Raw genomic sequence first — 26,368 nt, 5'->3', positions numbered from 1 at the left:
ATATCACTTCCTATGCCTTTAATCTGGGCAATAGAGTTTATAACCGCATGAGGGCCTTCGTAGTTTATGAATTCAATTTCAGTATTTTCAGTAAGGCTTTTTAACTCATCAGTATCAACCTCAAGGGCAAAAACCGAGGCAGCAAGTAAAAATGATAAAAATAAACTAGAAATCTTTTTCATAAAAACTCCACAAAGACTTAGATACAGTAATTATCGGCAGAAATCAGCCTTATATTTGAAAAGAGTTACAAAGTTTTTTGATAAAGTCCTGCATTCTCTTCAAAGCCCATCTTTTTAAGATAGATTCCGTGTTCAGGAACTTGAGTTTTTACACAAAGCTGCTTAATTTCATTTTTTGCAAGGTAATCATAAAGGAATTTACCTACAGAAGTATCGCGGTAAGCAGGAGTAGTATAATCAAGTTTTACATCCAGTGTAGAGTCATGCTTTTCTGCAAGCATAACTCCGGCAGCAGTAGGACCATTTAAAACCAGGTAGACTTTTGTTTTATCATCCTGAGTATTGATAGATTCAAAAACGCCGGGGAAGAATTTTTCAATATCCTCTCTATAAATATGCGCATAGTAGGTAAGAATTGAATCATTAACCGGAAGTTCTACAACCTTATAATCACGCTTTGTATTGGTCAATTTATAAAGGTTAATCATATTAATGATGATAAGCGCAACCTGCATTCCGGCTGTCGGGTATGATTTAATAACAAGGGCATAGGTTGCAAAAACAACGCAGCCTGCAGTATTAACAATTCTAAGCTTTTTGAGCGAAGTCATAAGCATAGAAAGAACAACTAAAACGGAGCCAGTATAGCCCACAAGTTCAATAAGAGTACTAATATTCATAAAACAAATTATACTTGTAAGAAAGAAGATTGTATATATTTTTCTATATTAGAAGATATGGGTGTTGATTTTGATTAAAAATATGTTAAACTTAAAATCTCAAAATAAAAAAGATTACAGGCAATAAAGATGTCAAAAAAAGAAAAAAACAGAAGATCACTTAATTTTAAGCTGATTGCAATTCCTGCCCTTGGTATTTTAGCAGCCCTGATTGTTGTTGTATTAATGTCTGCCATGAGCATTATAAAAACCGCAGAACAGTTTGCAAAAATGCAGGGCGCTCCGGTTGTAGAAAAAGTTTTTGATCATATCGACGGAGATAAATTCGAAAAATTAACATTAAGCCTTAATAAAGACGATCCTTGGGCAGAACAGACAAGACTCTGGATGCTGGATGTAGCCCAGGTTGTAGGCTGTGAATATCTTTATACTATGAGCCCGGTTTCAGGTTCAACTTACCGCTACATTATTGACGGAAGCTGTGATCCAAGTGATAAGGAACGCTTTTCCCCAATGGGAACAGAGGAAAATATTTCTTCCTGGTCCAGCGCACCTTTTGAAACAATGAAAACAGGACAGCTTACCTCTACAAAAATGGTTTATCAGAGAGGCTGGGGCTGGACAGTTTCTACATACAAGGCAATTAAAAATTCAAGCGGAAGAAATGTTGGTTTTATCGGCTGTGATTTTGAAATTTCCTTTATCATAAAAATAGATTAAAAGAAGAATACACAATCATTTTTGCAATTTCTGCAGTTATTTTTATTGTATTTATAATCATCATCCTCAAGCTTAAAAGCCTTATGACACAAATCAGGCTTTCTGCAGAAAAAGAAATGCATATGGGTGAAGAGCTTTTTGAAGCGGCTCAAAACCTGGTTGTTTCGACTAAGGAAACAGCAGCTACAAGTCAGGATTCAAGTGCGGCGGTAAAGGAAATTGTTGCCACAATGGAAGATTCAAACGTTCTTTCGGAAAACATTTCTAAAAAGATTAAGGACGTTTCAAATGTTGCAAACATTACCTCTTCGGACGTTGCCCAGGGTGTTGCAAAAATTGAAGACAATGTTCAGCAGCTTCATGAGATTTTTGACGCTAACCAGCAGACAATTGAAGGTATTAAAAACCTCAGTGAAAAGATTGAATCTATTTGGGATATCGTAACATTGATTAATAACGTTGCAGACCAGGCAAAAATCATTGCCTTTAACGCGGAGCTTGAAGCAAGCACAGCAGGCGAGGCCGGTAAATCCTTCCGAATTGTTGCAAACGAAATCAGACGTCTTTCTGACGGTATTATTGACGGAACCCGGGAAATTAAGGAAAAAATCAACGAAATCCAGCATTCATCGGATTCCCTTATTCTTGCCTCTGAAAGTTCTACAGAAAAAATCAATATCGGCTATGAAACTGCAAACGGTCTTGGTGAAAAGTTCGAAAGCATCAAAAAATCCGCCGAAATTACAGCTTCAAGTGCCCTTGATATTGCAGACATTATTCAGCAGCAGGCTAGTGCAAGCGAACAGATTCTTATTGCCCTTAAGGAAATCTCTGCCGGTGTAGAAAACTTTACAGTTGCCACAGACAACATTTCCGGTGCTGCCGAAAACGTAAGAAAAATCTCTGAGGACTTGAATAATGCAAGCCATGATGAGTGACAGTAATCACGGGGCAAACTTTCTTGTTTTTCTGTAAAAAAAGAACTGTTTGCAATAAGCACCATTTATGTGCAGGAAATAATGCATTCTGCAAAAATTCATCCTCTTCCTTTTGTACCTGATTACATTGAAGGAGTTGTAAATTGTCGCGGACTTCCTTACACCGTTGTAAATATTGCAAAAATGGATGGAAATGAAAATTGTGAGATAGAAGGTGGAACAGTTTTGGTTTTCAAGAGGGAAGACGATCAGTTTGCCATTCATATATCAAATATAGAAATGTTTTTTGAGCCGGATGAGAACGATATAAGAGCTGACGGAATACGTTATAAAATGAATCTTATTCCCTTTTTTGATGCAAATCTTGTTGAAAAAAGGCTTCTGGCTGATCTGAAGGTGGGGGAATTATGAGTAAACTTCGTGTGCTGATTGCAGATGACTCTGCTATCACAAGAGGCTTATTTGAAAAGGCGTTTAGCCTTAATGATTTTGAAGTAGCAGGACTTGTTTCAAACGGGCGCAAGGCTGTAGATTTTTGCCGGGAAAATCCTGTTGACTTTGTTCTTAGCGATTATGATATGCCCGAATTAAACGGCGTAGAAGCAGCAAAAATAATTACAAAGGAACTTGGAATTCCGCTTGTAATGTACTGTGACGATATAAAAGTAAAGGCAGAGGCACTGGCGGCTGGCGCTTGTCTTTTTCTGAATAAACCGCCTCTTTCTTCTTACAATGCCCAGACAATGAATGACTTTGTTTCAAAAGTTAAGGCGGCATTAAAGACTGCCGGTACTACAGCAAGTTCAATCAGCGGCTCTTTTTCTGCAGCATATTCAATTTCTGAAGCAGTACACAGTGCTCTTTCTAAAAAAGGCTTTAAGGTTTTGTGCATTGGAGCGTCTACTGGTGGACCTACTGCCGTTCAGCAGGTGCTTTCAGGACTTGGAAAAAATTTCCCACTTCCAGTTTTGTATACCCAGCATCTTGATATCGGGGCTGATGAAAAAATGGCTAAATGGTTTTGCGAAACCTGTCCTAATATCCCAATGAGTCTTGCCCGCGAGGGAGAAATTGCAAAAGCAGGTCATGCCTACCTGGCACCGGCTGACAAGCATCTGGTAATTGATTATGTAAAAAATGATCTTCCGGTTCTGCACCTTTCTGATGAGCCGCCGGAAAGATTTTTGAGACCGGCAGTAAACAAACTCTTCCGTTCGGCTGCAAAAAATTACCAGCAGAACTGCCTTGCTGTTTTAATGACAGGCATGGGACGGGACGGAGCTGAAGGCTGCAAGGAAATTGTCGACGGCGGCGGCTACACAATCTGCGAGGATAAATCTACCTGTACGGTTTTTGGAATGCCTGCTGCCGCAATAGAAATGAAGGCTGCAACAAGGGTTTTCCCCCGGGATAAAATTGCGGAGGAAGTTTTAAAACTTGTCAAATAAGGTTTAAGCTTTATGGATGAAAACGAGTTTCTTTCGATAATAGCATTAATCACGTCTCAAACAGGAATTGTTCCGCGCGAAAGTCATAAAATTGGAATCAGGAATTTTATTGAAAAGCGCATGAAAGAAATTAATCTTGGAGGACTTCCATATCATTCATATCTTAGATTAAATAAAGAAGAGTTTGATATTCTGATTAATGCTGCTACCGTTAACGAAACCTATTTTTTCCGTGAAGAAGCACAGTTTTCCCTCTTAAAGGATAAAGTTTTTCCAGAAATCCGGGCAAAACTTGCAACCTCTCCTATGAAAATCTGGAGTGCAGCAGCCTCAAGCGGTGAAGAAATTTATTCCCTTTATCTTCTGGCCCAGTCTCTGGGAATAAAAACAGAATGCCTGGCCAGCGATATCAATACCCATGTCCTTGAAAAATGCAGTAAAGGCGAATATGCCTCAAATACGACAAAAAAAATAGATGGAGCAAAATTTCATTATCTTCTTGCTCCTTATCAGAAAATTGATAAGTCTGTTCTTTTTCCAGCGGAAGTCTGCTCAAAAATTGAAAGAAAACAGTTAAATCTGTGCTCAGAAAAAGAAGACTTTCCAAAAAACGTACATGTTATTTTCATGAGAAATGTATTCATTTATTTTACAATGGAAATGAGAAAACAGATTCTTGAAAAAATAGTAAATGAAAGCCTTTGTACTGGAGGCTACCTTTTTGTTTCGATGAGCGAAATTGCTTCAATTGACACAAAAATAATTCCTAAAAACCTGGAAAAATGCTCGGAAGGCAAGGTATTTTATTTCCGAAAAAAATGACAGAAACGCGAAACGATTTTTTTAATAAAACTTTCTCACCCCAGGACGGAAAAGACTCTGCAAAAATCCTTCCAATAGAGCTGGAAAATTCTCCGGTAATTAAAAATTATCTTTTAGAAACCCGCTGGCTTGCCCAGGCTTTAAAAGACAGACCGAAAATTGACAGGGAAATCTTTCGTGTAATCTGCATTACAAAAAACAACTCCCTTATTCTTGGATTTAAGCCGGTTTACAGACTTTACAGGGCTCTTGAAGAAGTTTATAAGGCAATTGTAGATAAAAAACTGACTTTTTCAGAGGCTCTTTTTGTACTTTTAGAAGCTGTTTCAGAAAAGCTTTTTACAGTCTGCAACCTTATTGAAAAAGGCCAGCTTGATGAGGTGCTTGAAACAGACATAAATCCTTATCTTTTATTTCTTGATAAGGCACTTGCCGGGGAAATTTTTAATGCCTCTCATCTTGTTTCAAAAAAAGAAAAAACATATCTTCTTGAGACTTCAGAAGAAAAAGCCAGTCAAACTGAAAGAGTAAAAGCAGAAGAAAAGGATCCCCTGGTTCAGATTCAGTCTTCAAAGCTTGGAAACCTTATAAATCAGCAGGAAGAAATGATTGCCCGTTCTTACATAATCATGAATCAGGTTGAAATGCTGAAAAATGCAGTAAGAGATGGGGATATGCGTACTGCAAGAGATTCTTTTAAGCAGATTGCAATTGATTCTCAGAACCTGCAGAACTCTCTTTTACTTTCCCACGACCAGCTGATGAGTTACATTCACGATGATAACTTTCTGCAGAATCATAAGGATTTTCAGGGCTTTTTTGTACTGGCAAACGGACGCAAATATCTTATTCCTTCTGAGTTTGTAGTGGATGTTGTAACAGGAAGCGCCCTGGATTATGAAGAAAAGATGAACCAGAAATACCTGATTTATATTCAGGAAAACGAATCCGGCACAGAAAAAACAAGAGAAGAGATTCCTGTTTATTCGCTTTCTTCACTTTTGCCGGGCAGCCCCGTAAAGGAGCATGCGGTTCTTGATTCAATTATTATAGTTAATTTTCAGCAGCAGAAGATTGGTATTATTGTAGACAAGATGCAGAAGTTTGTTTCTCTTATTAAAAAGCCTATGCCGCCAGCCTTTGCAAATTTCCCGATTTTAAAAGGCCTTGCCTTTGATGAAAAATACGACATGATTCCAATTCTTTATATTCCTGAAATCATGAAAAAATTCCGTTCTATGCGCCCTTACGACGTAAAAGTCTTTGAAGCTCAGACCAGAAAACAAATTCAGAGGGTACTGGTTGTAGAAGATTCCGAGACCACCCGTCTTATTGAGCATACAATTCTTGACGGTAAGGGCTTTATGGTAGAAGAGGCTGCAGACGGAATTGAAGCTATGGCAAAAGTTAAGGAAACTCAATTCGATTTGATTTTGTGTGATGATGATATGCCGCGTATGAACGGAGAACTCTTCCTTGATAACGTCCGTCGCATGGAAAATTACGCAAAAATTCCTGTAATTGCAGTTTCAAATAAAAATATTCTAAAATCAGATGCTTTTATAAGTAAATCTGATTTTAAGCGAGACACATTAATTCAAAAAATTGACCTGTTTTTTGGAAATAAAGTTTCCGGAGGGCATAAATGAAAAGGCAAATCCTTATTTTAGAACCAACAACAACTCTTCAGGCGCTTTTTAAAGAATGCACTAAAAAATCAGATTTAGAGCTTTCTTTTGATACAAATGGAATCAGATTTTTAGTTACTCTTTACAATATGCTGCCGGATGCAATTTTGATTAATGCCCGCAACATGAATCCTTCCTGTATAGAAATCTGCCGCCTTATTAAAAGTGTTTCCCGCTTTAAGAATATCCCGATTGGAATTTACGTAACAAGTGATTTTGTATTCCCCGCAGAATTTAAAACCACCTGCGGAGCAGACCTTTTTATCATTTTTAAGCCGGAAGATATTCTCCAGAATATAGAAGAACTTTGCGAAAAAAAGAATACAGAACTTGCTGTACCGGAAAAATACGATACTATCAAAAACGGCAGCTTCCAGAAAATCTTTTTTATGATTGACCATCTGGAAGCCCTTCCAAAAATTGTAAACGAGCTTCTTGACCTTATAACAGAAGTATGTCAGATTCCTGCAGCCTCTATAATTCTTAATGATGAGGATGGTGCTGCAGGCTACTATATTTGTGGCGCTAATTTTACAGAAGCAGAAACAAATGATTTTCTTAAGGTATGTCAGACTGATTTTGAAGAACGCTTTCCAAATCAGAATATGACAAACTTTATTCCTCAAAAGCTAGGCAGTGAAGTTCAGCTTGAAAAATATCATTCCGACGTAATTCCTCTTTCTGCTTATCAAACCTTTGATTTTACCAACAGTGATGGAAGACGATTTGGAACACTTCACGTTGTGCGGGAAGGTGCCTTTACTGTAAAACAGACAGAAATCTTTTCTTACATGGTAAAGGAAGCTGCCTTACTGCTTGAAACAGCTCTTAAGGAAAAACAAAAGCTTAAGTTTGAAAGAAACATCCGGAAGGCCTTCAGCCGCTTTGTTCCGGAACAGATTATTGATGAGCTTGTAGACGAAGCTGAAAAAAATGAAAGGGTTGCAATCGGTGAAAAAAGAGATGTTGCGGTTCTTTTCAGTGATATCCGTTCCTTTACGAATATAAGTGAAAAAAATAAACCGGAAGTTATCGTAGGCTTTTTGAACAGATACTTTACAACCATGACTACAATCATCAAAAAGCATGGCGGTACAGTTGATAAATTTATTGGAGATGCAATCATGGCGCTTTTTGGTGCCCCGGTCAGCTACGAGGATAACGCCAGAAGGGCAGTTGCAGCCGCCAACGAGATGAGACAAGCCCTTTCAACAGTACCATTGGAAGATCTTGTTCTTCCAGACGGCATGTCTTTTGAAACCGGAATTGGAATTCACTATGGAGACGTAATTGTTGGTTCTATCGGTTCTGATGATAAAACTGACTATTCTGTAATTGGTGATAACGTAAACCTTGCAAGCCGTCTTGAAGGACTTACAAAAAAATACGGAACAAAAATTCTTGTAAGTGCCTCTGTAAAAAATGACATCAAAACAAATGAGTTTATTTTCCGCCACCTGGACGACGTAAAGGTAAAGGGAAAGGCAAAAGCTGTTCCTATTTATGCTGTAGACCAGGATGAGTCGGATTTTTCTTTTGAATACCGTGATTCCTACGATAAGGGTCTGGCCTTGTATCAGAAAGGGGTATTTAACCTGGCAAAAGAATATTTTGACAAGGCACTTGAACAAGCCCCGCAAGACAAGGCAACAAAACTTATGCTGAGCCGCTGCGAAGATTTTATTGAAAATCCACCGCAAAACTGGGACGGAGCTATCGCATTTAATGAAAAATAATATATAATTCGCTTATGATTTTAAAAAAATATTTAATAATAGGATTTTTGCTTTCCATTACGGTGGCAGGCTGGGCACAAAGCCAGATTTCATATAATGGAAGTCCCACCTATACTCTGGTAGAGCGTACGGATTTACTACGTTATGATAATAACAAATATGTAGGCCTTATGAGCCGGGAAGTTCGTTCCTTTATTACGCCGGTTTCTCAGAATAACGGCTATCTTTACGAAGGAAACTTTTTTGTAAACGAAAAAACTCAAAGAAATACTTCTGCAGTAGCCTCTGGTATTCACGATTCAATTCTTTCTGTTTTCAGAATCGGAAAGGACGGGGTTTTAACTATGGTAGAAGACCACGGTTACCCGAGTTTCAGAAGCTTTCCAAGCTATCCTGGCCACAAAATTCAGATTGGCGAGCGCTGGCAGGCAAAGGCAGAAAGGGCAGTTGACCCTTTGAACAAGGGAATCGTTACAAAAATGCCTATTTACGTAGAATACACTTACGCTGGTGACGAAACCTTGAACGAAGAACCTGTCTACCGCATTAATGCCCAGTGGGCAACCCGTTACGGAATGGGAAGCGGCACGTCCTATATTGACTGGGGCGGAGACCGGGAACTGCAGAAGGCAATGGGAACTCACAAGGCTTCAATTTTAGTAAGCAAGGCAAGCGGGGCAGCCCTTGTTGTCCGCGATAGTGTTGATGAAACCTTTGTTTACGCAGACGGAAATCAGATTCACCTTAAGGGAACAATAAATCTCTTTACGGAATATCCTCCAAGCGTAAACCGCGACAGACTTCTTCCTGCATTACGCCGTTTTGCCATGATTGATGAAGAGGAAGAGGAAAAACTCAGGGCAGTACCTGAAAAAGCTCTTGCTGTGGTGGTTGAAGAAAAAGAAGTTCCTGGCACTGATAACGATATAGCTGAAGAAAGAATAGAAATTGCTATGGCGGATTTAGCTGACACCCATGAAAATCTTGCTGAAGCTTATGAGGAAGTTTTAGAGCCGGAAACAAAAAGGGATTTAACGACAGCCTTCCAGCCGGACGAATTGCCTGAGCTTCCCAAAAAGAATGCAGCGGCCATTACTGTAGACCAGACTCCGGCAGGACTCCGCCTTACAATTCAGGATTTACAGTTTGAAGCAGACAGCGCAAAACTTCTTCCGGGAGAGCAGAAACGCCTGGATAATATTGCAGCGGTTCTAAAAGAGGCAGGACAATCTCAGTTTTTAATTGAAGGACATACTGCAAGGGTTGGAAGCACAGAAGGTGAGATGGAACTTTCCCTTAGCCGTGCCCATGCAATTGCAGAAGAACTTGCAAAATGCGGTATTCAGGCTGGACGCTTTATCTGTAAGGGAAGCGGAGGCAATAAGCCTGTAGCTGATAACTCAACGGCAGAAGGAAGAGCAAGAAACAGACGAGTTGAAATTACAATACTTGAATAGGAATTAATTATGACAGAAGAAGAAAAAGAAAACTTATACACAGATTTAAATGAACTTTTGGATATTTTTAATCAATTCAGTCCAATTCAGGCTAACGGAACTTACGTACTTGAATCTATTAAACCCTGCATCACAGAAATGACAGGCTATATCATTAAAGATAAAAATGAATCCGCAAGCCTTTTAGACTGGCTTGATTCCTCAGATTTCTGGACAGCCCCGGCAAGCACCCGTTTTCACGGAAACTTTAAGGCAGGCCTCAGTCTTCACACCCTAAAGGTTATTCAGCAGTCTTTGCTGCTGGCACGACCTCTTTTAGAAAACTTCTGGACAAGCCCTGATGCAGAAAAATATCCTGTTACTGCAGAAGATATTTTTGTTGCGGCTTTAGTTCACGACTTTTGTAAAACTGATTTTTACGGTGTGGAATACAGAAATGCAAAGGATATAACCGGTAACTGGATAAAACAGCCTTACTATAAATCAAAGGCAGAAAACCGCAATCTTGGACATGGAAATGAATCTGTTCTAAAGCTGCTTGAAATCATGCCGTCTTACATCAAAAAGCGCCATGTTTTAGAAGCTGTAAGCCGCCACATGGGTTTTTCTGATTTAAGCGAATCTGAAGGCTATAACTATTCAAACTTTTTGCAGAACCCTCTTGTTGTTCTTATTCAGCTTGCAGACGAAACTGCGGCACAGTGGTTTAATTGTTAAGCTAAAAATTGCTGACGCAATTTTTTTAACGCTTTTCGATTGAACACCGGCCGACCAGCGGCCTTACACAGGTTTAATTGTTAACCAAAAAAAAATTGCAGTCCGGAATTTTGTGTAATATACTGATTGCGTGCATATAAGAAAACTTTTTATAACACTCATTTTAGTATTATTCTTTATTTCCGGAAGCAGGGCTTTTGCACAGCTTTCTTTTACTGCAAGACCTTCTACAAGCGGGCTTCTTCATGTAGAAGGAAGTGAGCTTTACGATTCTAATCAGAGGCGGGTAGTGCTGAATGGTGTTAGTACCCACGGTCTTTCCTGGTTTCCAAAGTACATAAACTATAAGCTTTTTAATCAGCTGAGTACGGAATGGAATACAAACCTTATCCGCCTTGCCATGTACTCGGAAGATTATGTAAACGGCGACCGCAAAAAAACTTAAGGCTTTTACACAAGGGAATTGAATATGCAGTTCAAAATGATATGTACGTCCTTGTTGACTGGCATGTCCTTGAAGATAAAAATCCCAATAAATATTTACCAGAAGCCGTAAATTTTTTTAATCAGATTGCAAAAGAATATGCAGACATTCCCAATGTGATTTATGAAATCTGTAATGAACCAAACGGCGACTGCTCTTGGGAAGATATTAAGGAATACGCAAACATTGTAATTCCTGTAATCAGAAGACATAATCAAAATGCCCTTATTCTTGTAGGAACCCCAAATTTTGACCGCGAAATTCAGTTTGCAGCGGCAGATCCTTTGGACTTTCCAAACATAATGTATACTTACCATTTTTATGCGGCTTCTCATAAAGAGGATTTCAGGGAAAAGCTTATTGAAGTTGTAGGGGGCGGAACTCCGATTTTTATTTCTGAATGCGGCTTTTGTGAAGAATCCGGCAACGGAAAAATTGATTTTGAAAGCAGTAAAATCTGGTTTGATCTTCTTGATTCCCTTCATTTGAGCTATACAATCTGGAATTTATCAAACAAGGCAGAATCTGCGGCAATTATAAAAGAAGATTCCCGTGCCACGAAATATCTGATTAATGAAGATTTAACTTCTTACGGATATTTTGCAAGGGCTCTTTTTCATGGTGAAAATCCTGATTCTATTCAACTTAAGTTTAATTTGTTGTATGAACTGAAAGTTCTCTGGCGGACAAGACCTTATATGGTCTGGCTTCATTTTGCCCTTCCAATCTTTGTTATTCTTCTCTTAATATTTACTCTTCATAAAGTTGGAAAACACTTTAAGCATAAGAAAATTTCCAGCTATGATGATTTATTAAAATATAAGCAGGTTACTGAAGGAAAACAATCCGCTTCTAAGAATGAAAATCATTTTATCGGAGATTTATTCCTCTTTTTAAGTACCTTCGCTACGCTGATTTATCTTTGCTGGCGTCTTACATTTTCTATTCCTTTTGCCTATGGGCGGATTGCAATTGCGGGAAACTTACTACTTCTTGCAGTTGAGCTTCTTGGTTTTGGAGAATCTCTCATTCATTTCAGCGGAATGTTAAAACTGCAAAATCATCCCCTTCCAGAAATTTCTGATGAAGACTATCCCCATGTTGATATTTTTATTGCTACTTACAATGAACCGGTAGAAATCTTACGTAAGACCATCATCGGCTGTAAGTATATGGAATATCCTGATAAGTCAAAGGTTCATATATATCTTTGTGATGATAACCGCAGGCCTCAAATGAGAGAGCTGGCTTGCGAACTTGGCATTAATTATTTTGACCGGCCTGATAATCAGGGAGCAAAGGCTGGCAATTTAAACGCGGCACTTGCAAGGACAAAGTCTCCTTATGTTGTCACATTTGATGCAGATATGATTCCGCAGAGAAAATTCCTTCTTAATACAATTCCATATTTTGTAGATGCAGAGCATATCAATGAAAAACTTCCTCCTGAAAAGCGCCGTCACCTGGGTTTTATCCAGACACCTCAAAGCTTTTATACCCCTGATGTTTTTCAGCACAATCTTTATGCAGAACACATTGTTCCAAATGAACAGGATTATTTTTACGATATAATTGAAGCGGCTAAAACCTCCAGCAACAGTGTCATTTACGGTGGTTCTAACACAATTCTTTCCCGTAAGGCTCTTGAGGATATCGGGGGCTTTTATACAAAGTCAATTACAGAAGATTTTGCAACCGGTATGCTGATTGAAGCTGCAGGATATCTGAGCCTTGGCCTTTCTAGGCCCCTGGCATCTGGCATTGCGCCGTCTTCATTTAAAGAACATATTCAGCAGCGTACCCGATGGGGACGGGGTGTTATTGCAACGGCAAAGCAGCTTAAGTTCTTCCGCGGGAAAAATCTTTCACTGTCGCAGAAATTGAGCTACTTAAGTTCTGTGCTTTACTGGTTTTCTCCTATCAAAAACTTTATTTATCTTCTTTCGCCCTTGATGTTTGCAGTCTTCTGTATTCCGATTTTTAAATGTAATCTGACAGATCTTCTTCTTTTCTGGCTTCCTATGCATGTAATGCAGACTGTTTCTATAAGAACTACAAGTAAGGGAAAAATTTCTGCCCAGTGGAGCGGTATTTATGAAACTTCAGTAATGCCTTTCCTTTTAATTCCGGTAATCAAAGAGGGACTGGGTATTAGTCTTTCAACCTTTAAAGTTACAAGAAAGGATAAGGTAAGCTTAAAAAGGGTCGTTGATAAAAGAGCCCTTATTCCATTTGTAATTATCCTGCTTTTGACGCTGGCTGGTATTATCCGCATGGGCTATATGCTTTTTGTAATGAAGTATGTTGGAATTCTTGCTGTTGTTTTCTGGCTGGTAAGAAATGCTTACTATCTGGCAATGAGCCTCTTTATTATCATTGGCCGTGATAATGACGGGGAAAATGTAAAAGTCTATGCTACAGAAGCAATAAGTCTTGTTAAGGAAGACGGAACAAAGGCTGATGGAGTTACAACAAGACTTACAGAACATTCTCTTGATATTTTTACAGACCAGGCAGGCATTCTTTATCTTGGAGAGCCGATTGAACTTTTAATTTCTTCTGATATTTATGATTTGAAATTAAAGGGAACAATAGTTTCTATCCGTAATTCCTATCATCCCGATGTTCCAAGCGTTTATACACTTGAAATTCTTGATTTTAAAGGAGCCAAAGATCAGTATTTACACATGCTTTATGACAGGACACCGACACTTCCTCAGCATTTAAGACTGAGGGATGCCTATATTTCAAACCTCTGGAAAAATCTTGCTCACAGAATAAGCAAAAATTAGCTTAGCTGTTATACCACTTGTGATTGATATTAAGAGAAACAGGGCTTCCTGCCTCCAGGGAGTTTGTATCCAGAGTTTTTAAGTCTGCGGTAATACTTGTCTGAATGGCCTTTCCTTCAATTGTTTTTGTCTGAATTACAAAACGGGTTCGGTCGCCAAGAAAGCTTGCTGATTTTACGATGCCTTCTACATCTCCACGGGCTGTTGTTTTATTGAGTTCAAACCATTCCGGGCGGATGATGTAAGGCTCGCCGTCAAGTTCTATAAAGTTGGCCCGGCCTGCAAAGTCGGCTGTAAAATTGTCGTGAGGCTTAAAGTAAAGGTCGCGGGGAACACCATACTGCAAAATTTTTCCACCGTTCATAACTGCAATTCGGTCAGAAAGGGAAAGTGCTTCTTCCTGATCGTGAGTAACGTAAACAGTGGTAATTTTTAATTCCCTTTGAATTGAGCGCAGTTCTTCTCGGACTTTTTCACGCAGTTTTGCATCAAGGCTGGAAAGAGGCTCGTCCATAAGTAAAATCTGTGGATTTAATACAAAAGCACGGGCAAGGGCAACTCTCTGCTGCTGGCCGCCGGAAAGTTCATTTGGATAGCGGTCTAAAAGAGATGATAAATCAAGGGTTGCCGCAATATCAGATGTTTTTTTTCTGAAAATCCCTGTCTTTTTTGATTTTAAGTCCAAACTGAATGTTCTGGCGCACCGTCATATGAGGAAAAAGCGCGTAATCCTGAAAAACCATTCCGATTTTTCTTTTGTCCGGCGCAATTCCTTTTTGATTTACGCCAAAAAGTTCGATTTCTCCGCTGGCAGGCTCTAAAAAGCCTGAAATCAGTCGTAAAAGGGTAGTTTTTCCGCAGCCGCTTGGGCCTAAAAGGGTTGTAAAAGAGCCTTTTTCTACATCCAGAGAAAGATTTTCTATTGTTGCATGCGATTCCGGCAGATTTTTTCCGGTTTTATAAGAGAAAGTTACGTTTTTAATGCTTAAAGCGGCTTCAAAATCAGAAAAGTCTTTCATTTTTGCGTCCCCATAATTTTAGCGTTGATTTTCCAATAAGTAAAACTGCAAAGGTTATAAGAGTCAGAACAAGAGCCAGGGCTGCTGAGTCACCCCAGAATCCTTCTTCTGCAAGGTTTAGTATTTTTACCGAAGAAAGCGGTGTGTCAAAAGAAACTAAAAAGATTACCGCACTCATAGTTCCAACTCCCCGCATAAAATCATAAATGTAAGAGTTGAAAAGTCCTTCTTTGGAAAGCGGCATAAGAATAAAAAAGAGAAGTTTTAAGCCGGAAGCTCCAAGGGCGCGGGCACTGTCATCAAGTGATTTTTTAATCTGCGAATATGATGCGCTGATTGCCCGGTAAGAAAAAGGAATAAAGCCTATTGTGATTGCCATAACAATCAGGATGTTTGATTTATAAAAATTGAGCTTGGCTGCAAGAAGGGAAATTGCAAGTCCATACAAAGTTCCCGGAACTGCGGCCGGCAGCTGGATTACAGCATCTATGTATTTTCCAAGCGGCGCTTTTGTGCGGAAGGTAAAATAAGAAGCAAGGCTTGCAATAAAAGTGCTGATGGTGGCTGCTTCAAGGGCAAAGCGAACGCTGTTTAATAATTCTTTTTTACAGCGGGCGATTGTTTTTATGTGACTTAAAGTCGGGGTAAAATTAACTCCCCAGACTTTCTGGAAGGCTCCCGCAATAATTGCCGCAAACTGTAAAAATACGCAGAGGGTTATAAAAGTACAGAAGGCTGTAAGGAGAATGCGGGACAAAAGAGGAAGCTTATTTTCTGCAGTCAGCTGAGAACGGCCACCTACTACCGCAAGCTTTTCCATATTTTTTGAAACAAACTTATTCTGCAGAATAAAAAGAATGATTGAAGGAATAATAAGGATAATTCCAAGCACGGCGCTGATTCTTCCGTTCATCCAGCCGGTAAGCTGGGTATAGATTTCTACGGCAAGGACTTTGTAACGGCCTGCAACAATCATAGGGTTTCCAAAATCACTCATTACAGAAACCGCAATATAGAGGGCAGAAGAAATCAAGCCGGGAAGAGAAAGGGGAAGTGTGATTTTCAAAAAGATTTTTAAATGGCCCCCGCCAAGCGACCGTGCCGCCTGTTCAAGATTAGGATTTATGTTTTCCAGAGTCTGCACGCAAATCATATAGGCCATTGGGAAAAAGCAGAGAGCCTGAGCAATCAAAAGACCCGGAAATCCGTAAAGACTTACATCCAGTCCAAGCAGCGTTTTTGTAATAAAGCCCTGGCGTCCCAAAAGCAGGATGAAGGCAAGGCCCCCTACAAAGGGCGGTGTAACCAGGTGTAAAAATGGCACAAAAGAGAAAAAGCGGCGGAAGGGAACTGCGCCTTTTACCACCGCAAAGGCATAGGCATAACCAATTGCCACGGCGGCCGTTGTCGAACAGATTACTTCTATCAGGGTATTCAGGGCAGTTTTTCTCCAGACTGCAGTGCCGGCAACTTTTACAAAATCAGCTTTTGTTGGTGTTAAGAGCACGTAAACAAGTGGAGAAAGAATACAAATCAGTAGGAATAGACAGACTCCCAGCCAGACAAGGGTTAGGGGGAGACTGTCTTCAATTTTGAACCTGTGTAAGTTTATTTTACTTCTGCAGTCCATTTTGCCAATACCTGGTCCTTCTGAGCGGCAGCTTTATTTACATCATACTCAATTAAATCAAGCTGAGTAACAGGAATTGAACCTTCTGCACCTTTTGCTTCGGGATTTACCGGCATTGTAAAGTCAATTGAACTCATCAACTCCTGAGCTTCTACAGAAAGCATAAAATCAACAAACTTCTTGGCAGCTTCAAGATTCTTTGTATTTTTCATGATAGAAATACAGTCAATATCTACAACGCTTTCAGGCGGCGCAATTGTGTAAACCTTAAAGCCGTCTGCACGGTATTTGTTGACTACATGAAGGAAGGTGACGCTGAGGGCATATTCACCAGTTCCAATAAGACGTCCAGGGGCAGATCCGCTGTCCGGGAACTGACCAACAAGGCTTGCAAGATTCAAAAGATAATCCCAGCCTTTTTCCCATCCAAGACGCTGAAGCTGATTCTGAACAAAAAGATAAGCGGTAGACGAGGCAACCGGGTTTGTAAGAACGATTTCGCCTTTATATGCAGGATTTACTAAATCATCCCAGGTTTTAGGTACAGGAATACCCGCAAACTTCTGATTGTAGCGGTCTTCATTAATTCCTATTCCAAGAGAAAGAACACAGAAACCAGTCCAGGTTCCGTCTTCTGCAACTGCATATTTTGGAAGATTAGCTGCAACAGGCGAACGGTAAGATTCAAGGGCTCCGTCCTTATCCAGCTGAATGTGATAAGAGGTTGCACCACCCAAAAGAATATCTGCCTGAGGATTATCTTTTTCTGCCCGAACACGGTTTACAAGTTCACCAGTAGAGGCGCGAAGGAATTTTGCAGGAATGCCTGTTTTTTTAGTAAAAAGCTCTGTAAGAGCCTGAGTTTCTTCTTCGTGAATGATTGAATAAATACTTACAGACTGTTTTTCTTTTTTTTCGCAGCCAGTAAATAAAGCCAGGGCAAGAATGCCGCACAAAGAAAGACCGATAGTTTTTTTCATAAGCTTGACCTCACTTTTATTAAGGGTTTAATACAAACCCTTAAAACGGCTGAGTCAAGGCTTTAAGCGAAGCGTGCCTTGACCAGACGTATTTTCTTTTGCTTAATTTATATTAAATCTGATATTATGAATATAGTCAATTTTAATTATTTTTAATAATACCAGATTTACAAATCCACTGTATTTAATATTTAGAGAAAATTTGATATTATATTCTGATTATTATAGAAGGCCGTCCCTTTGCGGGCGGTACAAGGACTTGTAAATGAACAGAAGACTTATTACAGCAGCATTACCATACGTTAATAACATCCCTCACCTGGGAAATATAATTCAGTCGCTTTCGGGCGACGTTTTTGCACGTTTCTGCCGCAGCCGTGGTTACGACACACTTTATGTTTGCGGTGTTGATGAATACGGAACTGCAACAGAAACTAAGGCTCTGGAAGAAAAAACAGAACCTCGCGCACTCTGTGACCACTACTATGGTGAGCACACAAAGATTTACGAATGGTTCCATATCAATTTTGATAAATTCGGACGCACTTCTAACGAGCAGTGTACAGAAATTACTCAGGCTCTTTTCAACGACCTTGATAAGGCAGGACTCATTCACGAGCACGTAAACAAGCAGCTTTTCTGTCCTCACTGTAACATGTTCCTTGCAGACCGCTATGTTGACGGAACCTGTCCTAAATGCGGTTACGAAAAGGCCCGCGGTGACCAGTGTGATAAGTGCGGTTCTCTGCTTGACCCAATTGAACTGCAGAATCCTCGCTGTCATACTTGTGGTTCTACACCGGAAGTTCGCGAAACAAAACATCTTTACATCGACCTTCCTGCAATGAGCGAAAAGCTTAATGCCTGGATGGATAAAGCAAGCGTAGAAGGCCGCTGGTCTGATAACGCTATCAACATGACAAAAGCCTGGATCCGTGATGGTCTTCAGGAACGTGCAATTACCCGCGATTTGAAGTGGGGTATTCCTGTTCCAAAGGCTGGCTATGAAAACAAGGTATTCTACGTTTGGTTCAACGCTCCAATCGGATATCTTTCTATTACAAAGCAGCTGGCAGATGAACTCGTAAAAGCCGGAAAGCAGTCTTTTGACTGGAAATCATGGTGGCTTCCTAGCGAGAGTGAAGAAGGAAAGAATAAGCCTAAGGTTGACCTCTTCCAGTTCATTGGAAAAGACAATATTCCTTTCCACACTGTAGTATTCCCTTGTACAATGCTGGGTTCTCCTCACGAATGGACAAAACTTCACCACATGTCTTCAACTGAGTTCTTAAACTACGAAGACGGAAAATTCTCTAAGAGTCTTGGAATTGGTGTATTCGGTTCTGACGCTATTGAGTCTGGAATCCCTGCTGATGCATGGCGTTTCTACATCTTCTATAACCGCCCGGAAAAACAGGACTATCAGTTCACCTGGAAAGACTTTATGGAAAAGCTTAACGGCGAACTGATTGGTAACCTTGGAAACCTTGTAAACCGCACACTTTTGTTTGTAAATAAATATTATGAAGGAAAGATTCCTGATGCCCCTGTAGACGAAGAGCTCTGGACAAAGGTTCGCGAGCTTGAGGCAAAGGCAACAGAAGCTCTTGAATGGGCTGATTTGAAGGACGCTTTCCACACAATGTTTGAAATTTCTGACATCTGTAACAAGAAATTCCAGGCAACAGAGCCTTGGAAGGCACGTACAGAAAATCCTGCAGTGGCAGAAAGCCTTATTCACAATCTCTGCTATGTAATTAAGGATTTGATGATTATGATGAATCCTTATATGCCACAGTACACTCAGAAAATCATGAGTTACTTTGGCAAGTCAATTCAGGAAAGCAAGGTTGGAATGGAAACAAAGCCTGGATATACCTGGGAAGACCTTGGCAAACTCGAAGGTCTTACAAGTGTAGGTCCAACAGAAGTTTACTTTAAGCCAATGGATCAGAAGACTATGCTTGCCTTCCGCGAAAAATTCGGCGGTAAACAGAATAAAGCTGAGACTAAAAAAGACAAGAAAGAAAAGAAGGCTAAAAAAGCAGAACCTGTGATACTTCCACTTGACCAGCAGGCCGACTTCTTTAATAAGAATATCGAACTCACAGTTGCAAAGATTGTAGACGTAAAGCCAAATCCTGAAGGAGAAAAGCTTTATATCGAAACTCTTGATGATGGAAGCGGAACTCCTCGTACAATTCAGTCTGGACTCCGTACATTCCTTAAAGAAAGTGATCTTCTTGGAAAGCACGTTGTAATTGCTTCTAACCTCGCACCACGTACAATGCGTGGAGTAGAAAGCCGCGGTATGCTTCTTGCTGGTCACTACGAAGTAGACGGAAAAGAATGCGTTGAAGTTTTGGATGCAGGCTGGGCAGCACCTGGTACAAAAGTTGTTCTTGAAGGCGCAGACGCTACTGCTGCAAAGAAGGCTGAAATCACAGGTGATGAGTTCTTCTCTGTTCAGATTGCGGCAAAAGAGGGCAGCGTTCAGATTGCAGGCAAAAAACTTCTTGCAGACTGCAAAGAAATCAAAACTGAAAAAGCTTTGAACTCTGATATTGCTTAATATGTTTGATATTAAACTCTCAAAAATTGAAAATACAAGTCTCACCAATGAAGGAAGTTTTTTACAGACTCCCTTCTGGTGCGAATTTAAAGCAAAACATGGCTGGAAGTATCTGCGCTTTGAAATGAGCGCAAAAGTGCCGGTTGAAAGGGGAAGCCGGGACTGCGAAGGTGGAAGTTGTTCTACAGACCAAGGTCATAGCCAGCACGAGCATTCGGAAAATCAGATTCTGGAAGAGCGCACTTACGAAGTTTCTGTTCTTGTACGTTCATTTGCAAAAGGACTTTTCAGTCTTGCATACATTCCGCTTTTTCCATCGCTTTTGTACAAATGCACAAGCGAAGAAAAAATCGACTCTGCTTTTGATAGTCTGGAGAGCGAACAGTCTGTGTTGATAGATGAAACTCTTGTAACGCCCGAAACTCAGAGCATTGAGTTTGCCAGCTTTATTGCAGAAATCGCGGGTGCACTCAAATCTTATCTTCCGAAAAACTGCATCTGCGTACGCTTTGACCCGGCAGTTGAATTCGGAAATCCTTTTGACCGCGACACCTTTAATTACGGACTTAAAGTTGTTTCTTATGCAGACCGCCTGAAACTCAAAAAGACCCGCGTAGACATTCAGCCTCCTGACTCAACTCAGATTGATTTAACTGCGGATGAAGATGAAATACTCAACCGCATGAAGTCAAAATGGCGCTACAATATCCGTCTGGCAGAAAAAAAAGGCGTTGAGATAGAAAAAATCTTAGGAAACGATAGTAATCTGTCTGAAAAATTAGACAAATTCTACGAATTATACAAGATTACATCTGAGCGTGACGGCATTGCAATTCATCCAAAATCATATTACGAGGATTTATTGCGTTCTTCGGCTAAAGAAATAGCCGATGGAAAGGACGTGCCTCAAATCAGTCTTTATCTTGCCCGCCATGAAGAAGATTATCTTGGCGCAATCATCACGCTTTTTTCTAAGACAGAAAGCATTTACCTTTACGGCTGCTCAAGCAATGTAAAGCGAAACCTTATGCCAAACTTCCTTTTGCAGTGGACTGCAATGAAGGATGCAAAGGCTTACGGAAGCGCCTATTACGACATGTACGGAATGCCTCCTACCGATGACGAAAATCATCCTATGCACGGCCTTTATCTTTTTAAGACCGGCTTTGGCGGAAAAAATATTCACCGCATTGGAAGCTGGGACGTACAGCTTAAAGCAATCTATTCGCTTTGTACCATGGCAGAAAACCTGAGAGCCTTCTGGCACAAAAAAGTGCTCAAGAAGATTCGCGGACGTTAGGGGCACTTGCGCTTAGGTAGGAAAAGTTAAAAGATGAAAAAGTGCCTTGTAATTTCCGGCGGAGATTTTTTTGCAGCCCCTCGCAGCCTTTATGACCAGGCTGATTTTGTAATCGCCTGCGATAAGGGCTGGGAGTATGCAAAAAGACTTTCTTTTACACCTGACGTCGTAATCGGAGATTTTGATTCTTACAGCGGGTCGGAAGGTGATGCTGACATCCGGGAAAACGGCACTCCCACCCCGAAATCCACCCACAAAATCATAAAACTTTCCCGTGATAAAGACGACTCCGACACCCTGGCTGCCGTAAAATACGCCATAAAAGAAGGCTGCGACGATTTTACCTTCATCTGCGCAATGGGCGGCCGTTTTGATCATCTTTTCTGTAATATTCAGACGCTTTCTTTTATTGCAGACCGCTTCGGCCTTGCCCGCCTTTTTTCGGAAAAAGACGAAATCATAGTTATAAAAGACCGTTCAATCACAATTCCTAAAAAAGAAGGCTGGTCGCTTTCAGTTTTTTCTCTTTGTGACGAATCCCGGGGAGTTACAGAAGAGGGAACCCGCTGGCTCCTGAATGGGGCGATAATGCAGCAGAGTGCCCCTTACGGTCTTAGTAACGAGTGGACTGCAGACAAGGCAGAAGTTTCGGTGGAAGAGGGCACTCTCATCATCATCCTTTCAAAGATGGAGTAATTTATGGACGATAAAGAATATTATTCACTTATGAACCGGTCGTCTTCCTTTGTAATCAATCAGGTTTTGAAACAGCATCAGAAAAAGAAATACGGGGCAGGTAAATCTTCACAGGCAGGAGAGACCCTCAAATCTTTTACAAAACTTGAACAGCATCAGGGACGGGACGACGCTGAAATGCTTTTAGAAAAACAAAATAATTTTGATAACTAAAAATACTGTGTTATAATTTTATAATATGGTAAAAAATGAACAGTTCCTTATAGATTTTATTTGTAATTGTAAGAACACCTGCTATATAACATCAGATTCATCAACTATGAGTCAGATTCCAAAAATTCTTGGAGATGATTACTGTGTTATTAATCTCTTAAACGATTTTTCACCTTTAAAACCATTTCTTGAACTGCTTCGCTTTTATAATCCGCCATTTAAGACTCTTGAAGCTCTTGTTTATCCACCTCAACTGGAAACCTTTGCAACCTATATTCACAACGGAATTGCAACAGAACGCCAGGATATCATACTTGAAGATGAAGTTATTTACGAAAAAACTCAACTTAAAAACTCCCTCATAAAATTAATTGAAGATCAGAACGACGGAACAAATTACATTTTCCTTAATGCCCAGCAAATGAATTCTGACGCCTTGCAAATAGCCCGGGAACTTTCAGAAAGCCAGATGAAGGGAAAATTCATTTTCTGCTTTGATTCTGAAAATCCTCTTACAGCACGAAAAACCATAATGGATTTTTTAAAGCTGATAAAAAGAAGTTCAAATGCGCTTTGTGAGTTTAATCTTGAAAAAAAATATGGAAATGACCTTGAAGATGCTCTCCCAGAGCTTACTCCGGAAGATTTGATTAATGCTCTTAAAAATGCCCGTCTCTTTCTTGATTTTAAGACTGTTCTTTCACTTGCCGGCGAAGGCCTTGAACAACTTGCAAAGGCAACAAGTGTAAAGCAGGAAAGGGAACTGGCATTGGAAATAGCACTTGCTTATTATTCCGGTTCTGATTTTGATAAGGCGGCCGTTCTTCTTGCAGATATTTCTGATTCAGGAATTGATGATATTTTTGAACTGAGGGCTAAAATCTATCTTTCAAAAATCTATATTTCCAAATCTATGATTCCGCTTGCAAAAAAATATGCAATGCAGGTACTTCAGAAACTCAGTGATGCAAAAAATAAAAAATCCTATTTATATGCCCTTGCATACATGCTGGACTATTTTTCTTCAAGCCGGGATGAAGCTTCCATTCTCAATGATAAATACATGGAAGCAATGGATATTCTTTTAAGATGCGATTTAAATAATAACTATCTTAATACAGCCCTTCATTTTCCATCTCAAATTTTTGAAAACAAAAAGAATGAAAAGATTTTCTCAAACATTCTTGAAAAAACAGAGCGTATTGCCACAGAAATAAAAAATCAGCATCTTGTTGCGGCTGTTTACCACTGGAAGGCCATTCATGATGAATATAACGGCGATATCAATTCTGCCCGAAAGGATTTTGACAAGGCTGAAAAAATCAGGACAGAGCTTGGAGATCTTGAACAGCTTTTACGAATTAAAAACGGAATTTCTGACTTCAACCTGAGGATTGCCCATATAAAGGAAGCTTACAACGTATTAAACGATATAATTTCCCAGCTTTTCATGATATCAGATTATCCTTTAATCATGGAGCTTTTGAAAAATCAGGCTCAGGCTGCCTTCTACTTCCATGATTATGAGACAGCAGAAGAACTCACCCTGACTCTTCTTGATTTGTATCAGAAGTTTGTAAAAGATGATGTCGCAATTAATTCCTACATTCCAAAATCAAATGATTTTTACTCTTTCCAGGCTGTTGTTGATATTTACAATCAGGACTTTTTCCATGCAGAAATGAATCTTTCTCTTCTTTCAAGCGGGATGAAGGACATAAGCGATAATTGCAAGCCATTTATTCCTTTTATTCAGGCCTGTATTACGGCAAAAAACGGAGATTATGATAAGGCTGAAAAGAATTTAACAACAGCAGTAAATCAGCTCAAAAAACTTGAAAAGTACAATCATATTATTGTTTTCATTCTTTATGAGTATGCAATTTTACTGGACAGACTTGAACAGAAAGAACTTTCAGAAAAGATTTTCAATCAGGGATTAGAAATTGCAAAAGAGCACAGCCTTGTTCATTTCTATAAAAACAAAAAGGAATATACACTTGCAGATTACGTAAAGAGTTTTACAAAGCTTGCACCTTTAAACATTAATCTTAGAATGCTTGAAGATAAGGCAGCGAAAGATTATACGATTAATTCCCTGCACAATAAGATTAATGAATATCAGTTTATTAATAAGGTAAACTCTTACAGTGGAATAATTTCAGGAAGCAAAGCATATCTTGAAAAAATTTCTTACCTGATCTGTGAATTCCTTACAGCCCAGTCGGTAACTTTTGCCCAGCTGGGACTTTCAAAAAAATGGGCAAACGTTACTTCTTTTGCCCAAAGCAGCACAAAGGAAAAACTTTTACCGGAAAACGTATGGGAAAATCTTTATCAGAAATATGGAAATCAGGATAAGCTTGAACTTATTTTTGATTCAGATTTTGAATTCTATTACTGCAATCTTTCAAAGTTTGATTATCATGGGGCTTTGATAATTATTCCTTATGGAAAAAAGCTTTCAAATACAGTTGTTCAGATTGTAAATATTGCTCTTGCAAATATTCAGAGCCAGCTTGTTATTTTCCAGCAGAATGAAAATATGGCAGCTATTAATGCAACTGATCCAATTACAGCCCTGCCAAATAGACGAGCCCTTTTACGTCATCTGACTCTTGAAAGTGAAAGAATAGAACGTTTCCATAAGCGAAAAGGCCAGATTATTCAGAAAGCAATTGCCCTGATTGATATTGATAATTTTAAATATTACAACGAGCAATTCGGACATATTGTAGGAGATTTCCTTCTCAGAAGCTTTGCAGAAATTCTGAAGAAAACCCTCAGAAGAATTGATTTTGTATGCCGTTACGGTGGTGATGAGTTTGTCGTTGTAATGAGCGATACATCTCCTCTTGAAGCAGAGCGTATGTGTCAGAGACTTTATATTGAACTTTCCAAAGAGGACTTTTTCCTTACTGAACTTAAGAAATTCACAAGACAGGATCTTGATATCCCTGAAAACAAAAAAATTGGTTTCAGTATGGGCTTATGCAGTAACTCTGATATTTCAGCCCCGGAAAATCTTACTGAAGTAATGAGAAATGCGGACAAGGCCCTGAAATACACCCGCGAAAAGAGCAGGGGTTCTGTATCTAACTGGCTTAAGGTAAAGGATTTACTTTAAGCGCTCAAAAAGCTTCATTGCGGTATTAAAAAAGCTTTTTTCCATAAAGGCAGAAAATTCTTTATCAAGGGTAATTAAATTTTCTTTCAGCTGATCAAAGTTTTCTGCCGTTAAAACAACTTCGCAGTAACCATGTTCTCGGTTCTGTTTTGCCTGGTCGTTTACAGTCTGGGTAACGTGTTTTACAAAAGGCATAGAGCTGAGTTTTTGTAAAACCTCGGCTTCCAGAATCGGGAATTTTAAGGACATGGCAGGGCGTTCTTTTCCGTATGGGCAGCCAAGCTGGCTTTCAAACTGCAGCTGGCTCATACCGCTAAGACGTGGATTCAGCTCAAAAATCACCCAACGCTTGTTTTCTTCATCCCAGCCAAAATCCACCTGGCAGATTCCGTTGACATTTATCAGCTTTGCAAGACGTAGAAGTTCAGTATTGAGGGCGGCGAGGGGGAAGGCACCTTCGTGTGTGCATGTGCCTTCTTCCAACGCTTCAGTGCCTCCTACCGGCCCGATCTTCACACTCTGTTTTGGGCTTGTGATTCCGTACTGGTTTACGCTTACCATAAAAGGCTTAAAAACTCTGTAGCCGCTTTCCGGCGTACCCCAGATTTCCATTGCAAACTGAGGGCCTTTTACAAACTCTTCTACAATCTTATCTCCGTTGTTTTTCTTGCCGTTCAAAAAGTTCTTTACCTGGCCAAAAGTGTGGCAGACTTCCATTCCGTAGCTTGAAAGCCCGGAAGTATCCTTTATGATAACTGGAAAGTTCATATTCTTTATGCGGAAAAATACACTTTCCTTATAGGGATTTTCCTTGAGTTCTGCCCGGTTTCTTTCTGCCCAGAAAAGCTCGTGGTGAACGTAAACTGCCTTTGCAACCGGAAAGCCATTCAGTTCCAGAAAAGAATGAGTCTGGATTTTATCAAAGCTCATAAGGCTTACATCAAGAGTATTGCAGATAACCTTGATTCCTTTTATCTTCAATATTTCTGCCACCTGGGCGTCTTTAATAGGAAGCCAGTCAAAAGGCGTTACCCAGTAGGTTGCCGCAATTACAAGGTCCGGCTTACAGTTTTCAATTAAAGCTGCGACTTCCTCCGGCGAGTTTCCCTCTGGGCTAGGATTTTATATTCAAAATGCTGCGATTTTTCAGCAAGTTCATTACCGTGC

Annotated in this window: 21 protein-coding genes and 2 pseudogenes; 16 read left to right on the top strand and 7 right to left on the bottom strand. The window is 39.8% G+C overall.

Annotation, left to right across the window (positions count from 1 at the left end):
• A pseudogene (locus tag MSI_RS10575) lies at nucleotides 1-182 on the bottom strand (hypothetical protein); the annotation flags it as partial.
• 65 nt (nucleotides 183-247) lie between these two features.
• Entirely contained in the window at nucleotides 248-892 is a 645-nt protein-coding gene (locus tag MSI_RS10570) for a YgjV family protein (protein ID WP_255324534.1), read from the bottom strand.
• Between the two features lie 99 nt (nucleotides 893-991).
• Between MSI_RS10570 and MSI_RS10565 the strand changes: the two genes are divergently transcribed.
• The 11 genes and pseudogenes from MSI_RS10565 to MSI_RS14090 all read left to right on the top strand — a co-directional run bounded on the left by MSI_RS10565 (nucleotide 992) and on the right by MSI_RS14090 (nucleotide 13,664).
• Complete coding sequence (locus MSI_RS10565) at nucleotides 992-1,582, top strand: hypothetical protein (protein WP_009106754.1); 591 nt, start codon at nucleotides 992-994, stop codon at nucleotides 1,580-1,582.
• 83 nt (nucleotides 1,583-1,665) lie between these two features.
• Complete coding sequence (locus MSI_RS10560) at nucleotides 1,666-2,520, top strand: methyl-accepting chemotaxis protein (RefSeq protein WP_009106752.1); 855 nt, start codon at nucleotides 1,666-1,668, stop codon at nucleotides 2,518-2,520.
• 36 nt (nucleotides 2,521-2,556) lie between these two features.
• A pseudogene (locus MSI_RS10555) lies at nucleotides 2,557-2,931 on the top strand (chemotaxis protein CheW); the annotation flags it as partial.
• Complete coding sequence (locus MSI_RS10550; RefSeq protein ID WP_009106748.1) at nucleotides 2,928-3,968, top strand: chemotaxis protein CheB; 1,041 nt, start codon at nucleotides 2,928-2,930, stop codon at nucleotides 3,966-3,968. The pseudogene MSI_RS10555 and the gene MSI_RS10550, both read left to right, overlap by 4 nt.
• Nucleotides 3,969-3,980: 12 nt before the next feature.
• A complete protein-coding gene (locus MSI_RS14100; RefSeq protein ID WP_009106746.1) occupies nucleotides 3,981-4,790 on the top strand; it encodes a protein-glutamate O-methyltransferase CheR in 810 nt (269 codons plus the stop codon).
• Entirely contained in the window at nucleotides 4,787-6,439 is a 1,653-nt protein-coding gene (locus MSI_RS10540) for a response regulator (protein WP_009106743.1), read from the top strand. The genes MSI_RS14100 and MSI_RS10540 overlap by 4 nt, the downstream gene beginning before the upstream one ends.
• Nucleotides 6,436-8,214 carry an adenylate/guanylate cyclase domain-containing protein gene (locus MSI_RS10535; protein WP_009106741.1) on the top strand — a complete coding sequence of 593 codons (1,779 nt, stop codon included), beginning with the start codon at nucleotides 6,436-6,438 and terminating at the stop codon, nucleotides 8,212-8,214. The genes MSI_RS10540 and MSI_RS10535 overlap by 4 nt, the downstream gene beginning before the upstream one ends.
• A 14-nt stretch (nucleotides 8,215-8,228) precedes the next feature.
• Entirely contained in the window at nucleotides 8,229-9,671 is a 1,443-nt protein-coding gene (locus MSI_RS10530) for an OmpA family protein (protein ID WP_009106738.1), read from the top strand.
• A gap of 9 nt (nucleotides 9,672-9,680) precedes the next feature.
• A complete protein-coding gene (locus tag MSI_RS14095) occupies nucleotides 9,681-10,388 on the top strand; it encodes a hypothetical protein (protein ID WP_009106736.1) in 708 nt (235 codons plus the stop codon).
• 130 nt (nucleotides 10,389-10,518) lie between these two features.
• Nucleotides 10,519-10,833: a cellulase family glycosylhydrolase gene (locus tag MSI_RS14890; RefSeq protein WP_009106734.1), complete on the top strand. Its 315-nt coding sequence runs from the start codon at nucleotides 10,519-10,521 to the stop codon at nucleotides 10,831-10,833.
• A 41-nt stretch (nucleotides 10,834-10,874) separates the two neighbouring features.
• Entirely contained in the window at nucleotides 10,875-13,664 is a 2,790-nt protein-coding gene (locus MSI_RS14090) for a cellulase family glycosylhydrolase (protein WP_009106732.1), read from the top strand.
• Between the two features lies 1 nt (nucleotide 13,665).
• Here MSI_RS14090 and MSI_RS15150 read toward each other — a convergent pair whose 3' ends face one another.
• From MSI_RS15150 to MSI_RS10500, 4 genes are read right to left on the bottom strand one after another with little or no spacing between them, the layout of a single operon-like run.
• The gene (locus MSI_RS15150; protein WP_009106731.1) at nucleotides 13,666-14,349 is read right to left on the bottom strand and encodes an ABC transporter ATP-binding protein; all 684 of its coding nucleotides are present in this window, start codon (nucleotides 14,347-14,349) and stop codon (nucleotides 13,666-13,668) included.
• Nucleotides 14,300-14,683 carry an ABC transporter ATP-binding protein gene (locus MSI_RS15030; RefSeq protein ID WP_009106729.1) on the bottom strand — a complete coding sequence of 128 codons (384 nt, stop codon included), beginning with the start codon at nucleotides 14,681-14,683 and terminating at the stop codon, nucleotides 14,300-14,302. Before MSI_RS15030 ends, MSI_RS15150 begins: the two co-directional genes overlap by 50 nt.
• Nucleotides 14,667-16,313 carry an iron ABC transporter permease gene (locus MSI_RS10505; RefSeq protein WP_009106728.1) on the bottom strand — a complete coding sequence of 549 codons (1,647 nt, stop codon included), beginning with the start codon at nucleotides 16,311-16,313 and terminating at the stop codon, nucleotides 14,667-14,669. Before MSI_RS10505 ends, MSI_RS15030 begins: the two co-directional genes overlap by 17 nt.
• The gene (locus tag MSI_RS10500) at nucleotides 16,292-17,293 is read right to left on the bottom strand and encodes an ABC transporter substrate-binding protein (protein WP_009106726.1); all 1,002 of its coding nucleotides are present in this window, start codon (nucleotides 17,291-17,293) and stop codon (nucleotides 16,292-16,294) included. The genes MSI_RS10505 and MSI_RS10500 overlap by 22 nt, the downstream gene beginning before the upstream one ends.
• A 265-nt stretch (nucleotides 17,294-17,558) precedes the next feature.
• On the opposite strand from MSI_RS10500, the gene metG reads away from it, so the two are divergent.
• From metG to MSI_RS10475, 5 genes are read left to right on the top strand one after another with little or no spacing between them, the layout of a single operon-like run.
• Complete coding sequence (gene metG / locus MSI_RS10495; RefSeq protein ID WP_009106723.1) at nucleotides 17,559-19,865, top strand: methionine--tRNA ligase; 2,307 nt, start codon at nucleotides 17,559-17,561, stop codon at nucleotides 19,863-19,865.
• 1 nt (nucleotide 19,866) lies between these two features.
• Complete coding sequence (locus MSI_RS10490) at nucleotides 19,867-21,165, top strand: peptidoglycan bridge formation glycyltransferase FemA/FemB family protein (protein WP_009106721.1); 1,299 nt, start codon at nucleotides 19,867-19,869, stop codon at nucleotides 21,163-21,165.
• 33 nt (nucleotides 21,166-21,198) lie between these two features.
• Complete coding sequence (locus tag MSI_RS10485) at nucleotides 21,199-21,861, top strand: thiamine diphosphokinase (RefSeq protein WP_009106718.1); 663 nt, start codon at nucleotides 21,199-21,201, stop codon at nucleotides 21,859-21,861.
• Between the two features lie 3 nt (nucleotides 21,862-21,864).
• Nucleotides 21,865-22,074: a hypothetical protein gene (locus MSI_RS10480; protein ID WP_009106715.1), complete on the top strand. Its 210-nt coding sequence runs from the start codon at nucleotides 21,865-21,867 to the stop codon at nucleotides 22,072-22,074.
• A gap of 25 nt (nucleotides 22,075-22,099) precedes the next feature.
• A complete protein-coding gene (locus MSI_RS10475; protein WP_009106713.1) occupies nucleotides 22,100-25,201 on the top strand; it encodes a tetratricopeptide repeat-containing diguanylate cyclase in 3,102 nt (1,033 codons plus the stop codon).
• Here MSI_RS10475 and MSI_RS10470 read toward each other — a convergent pair.
• A complete protein-coding gene (locus MSI_RS10470; RefSeq protein WP_009106712.1) occupies nucleotides 25,193-26,182 on the bottom strand; it encodes a D-alanine--D-alanine ligase in 990 nt (329 codons plus the stop codon). The genes MSI_RS10475 and MSI_RS10470 overlap by 9 nt on opposite strands.
• Between the last annotated feature and the right edge of the window lie 186 nt (nucleotides 26,183-26,368).

Origin of the sequence: Treponema sp. JC4 (assembly GCF_000260795.1) — a bacterium.
GTDB lineage: Bacteria > Spirochaetota > Spirochaetia > Treponematales > Treponemataceae > Treponema_D.
The sequence above is the reverse complement of the archived record's forward strand: the minus strand, read 5'-3'. Positions and strand labels throughout refer to the sequence as shown.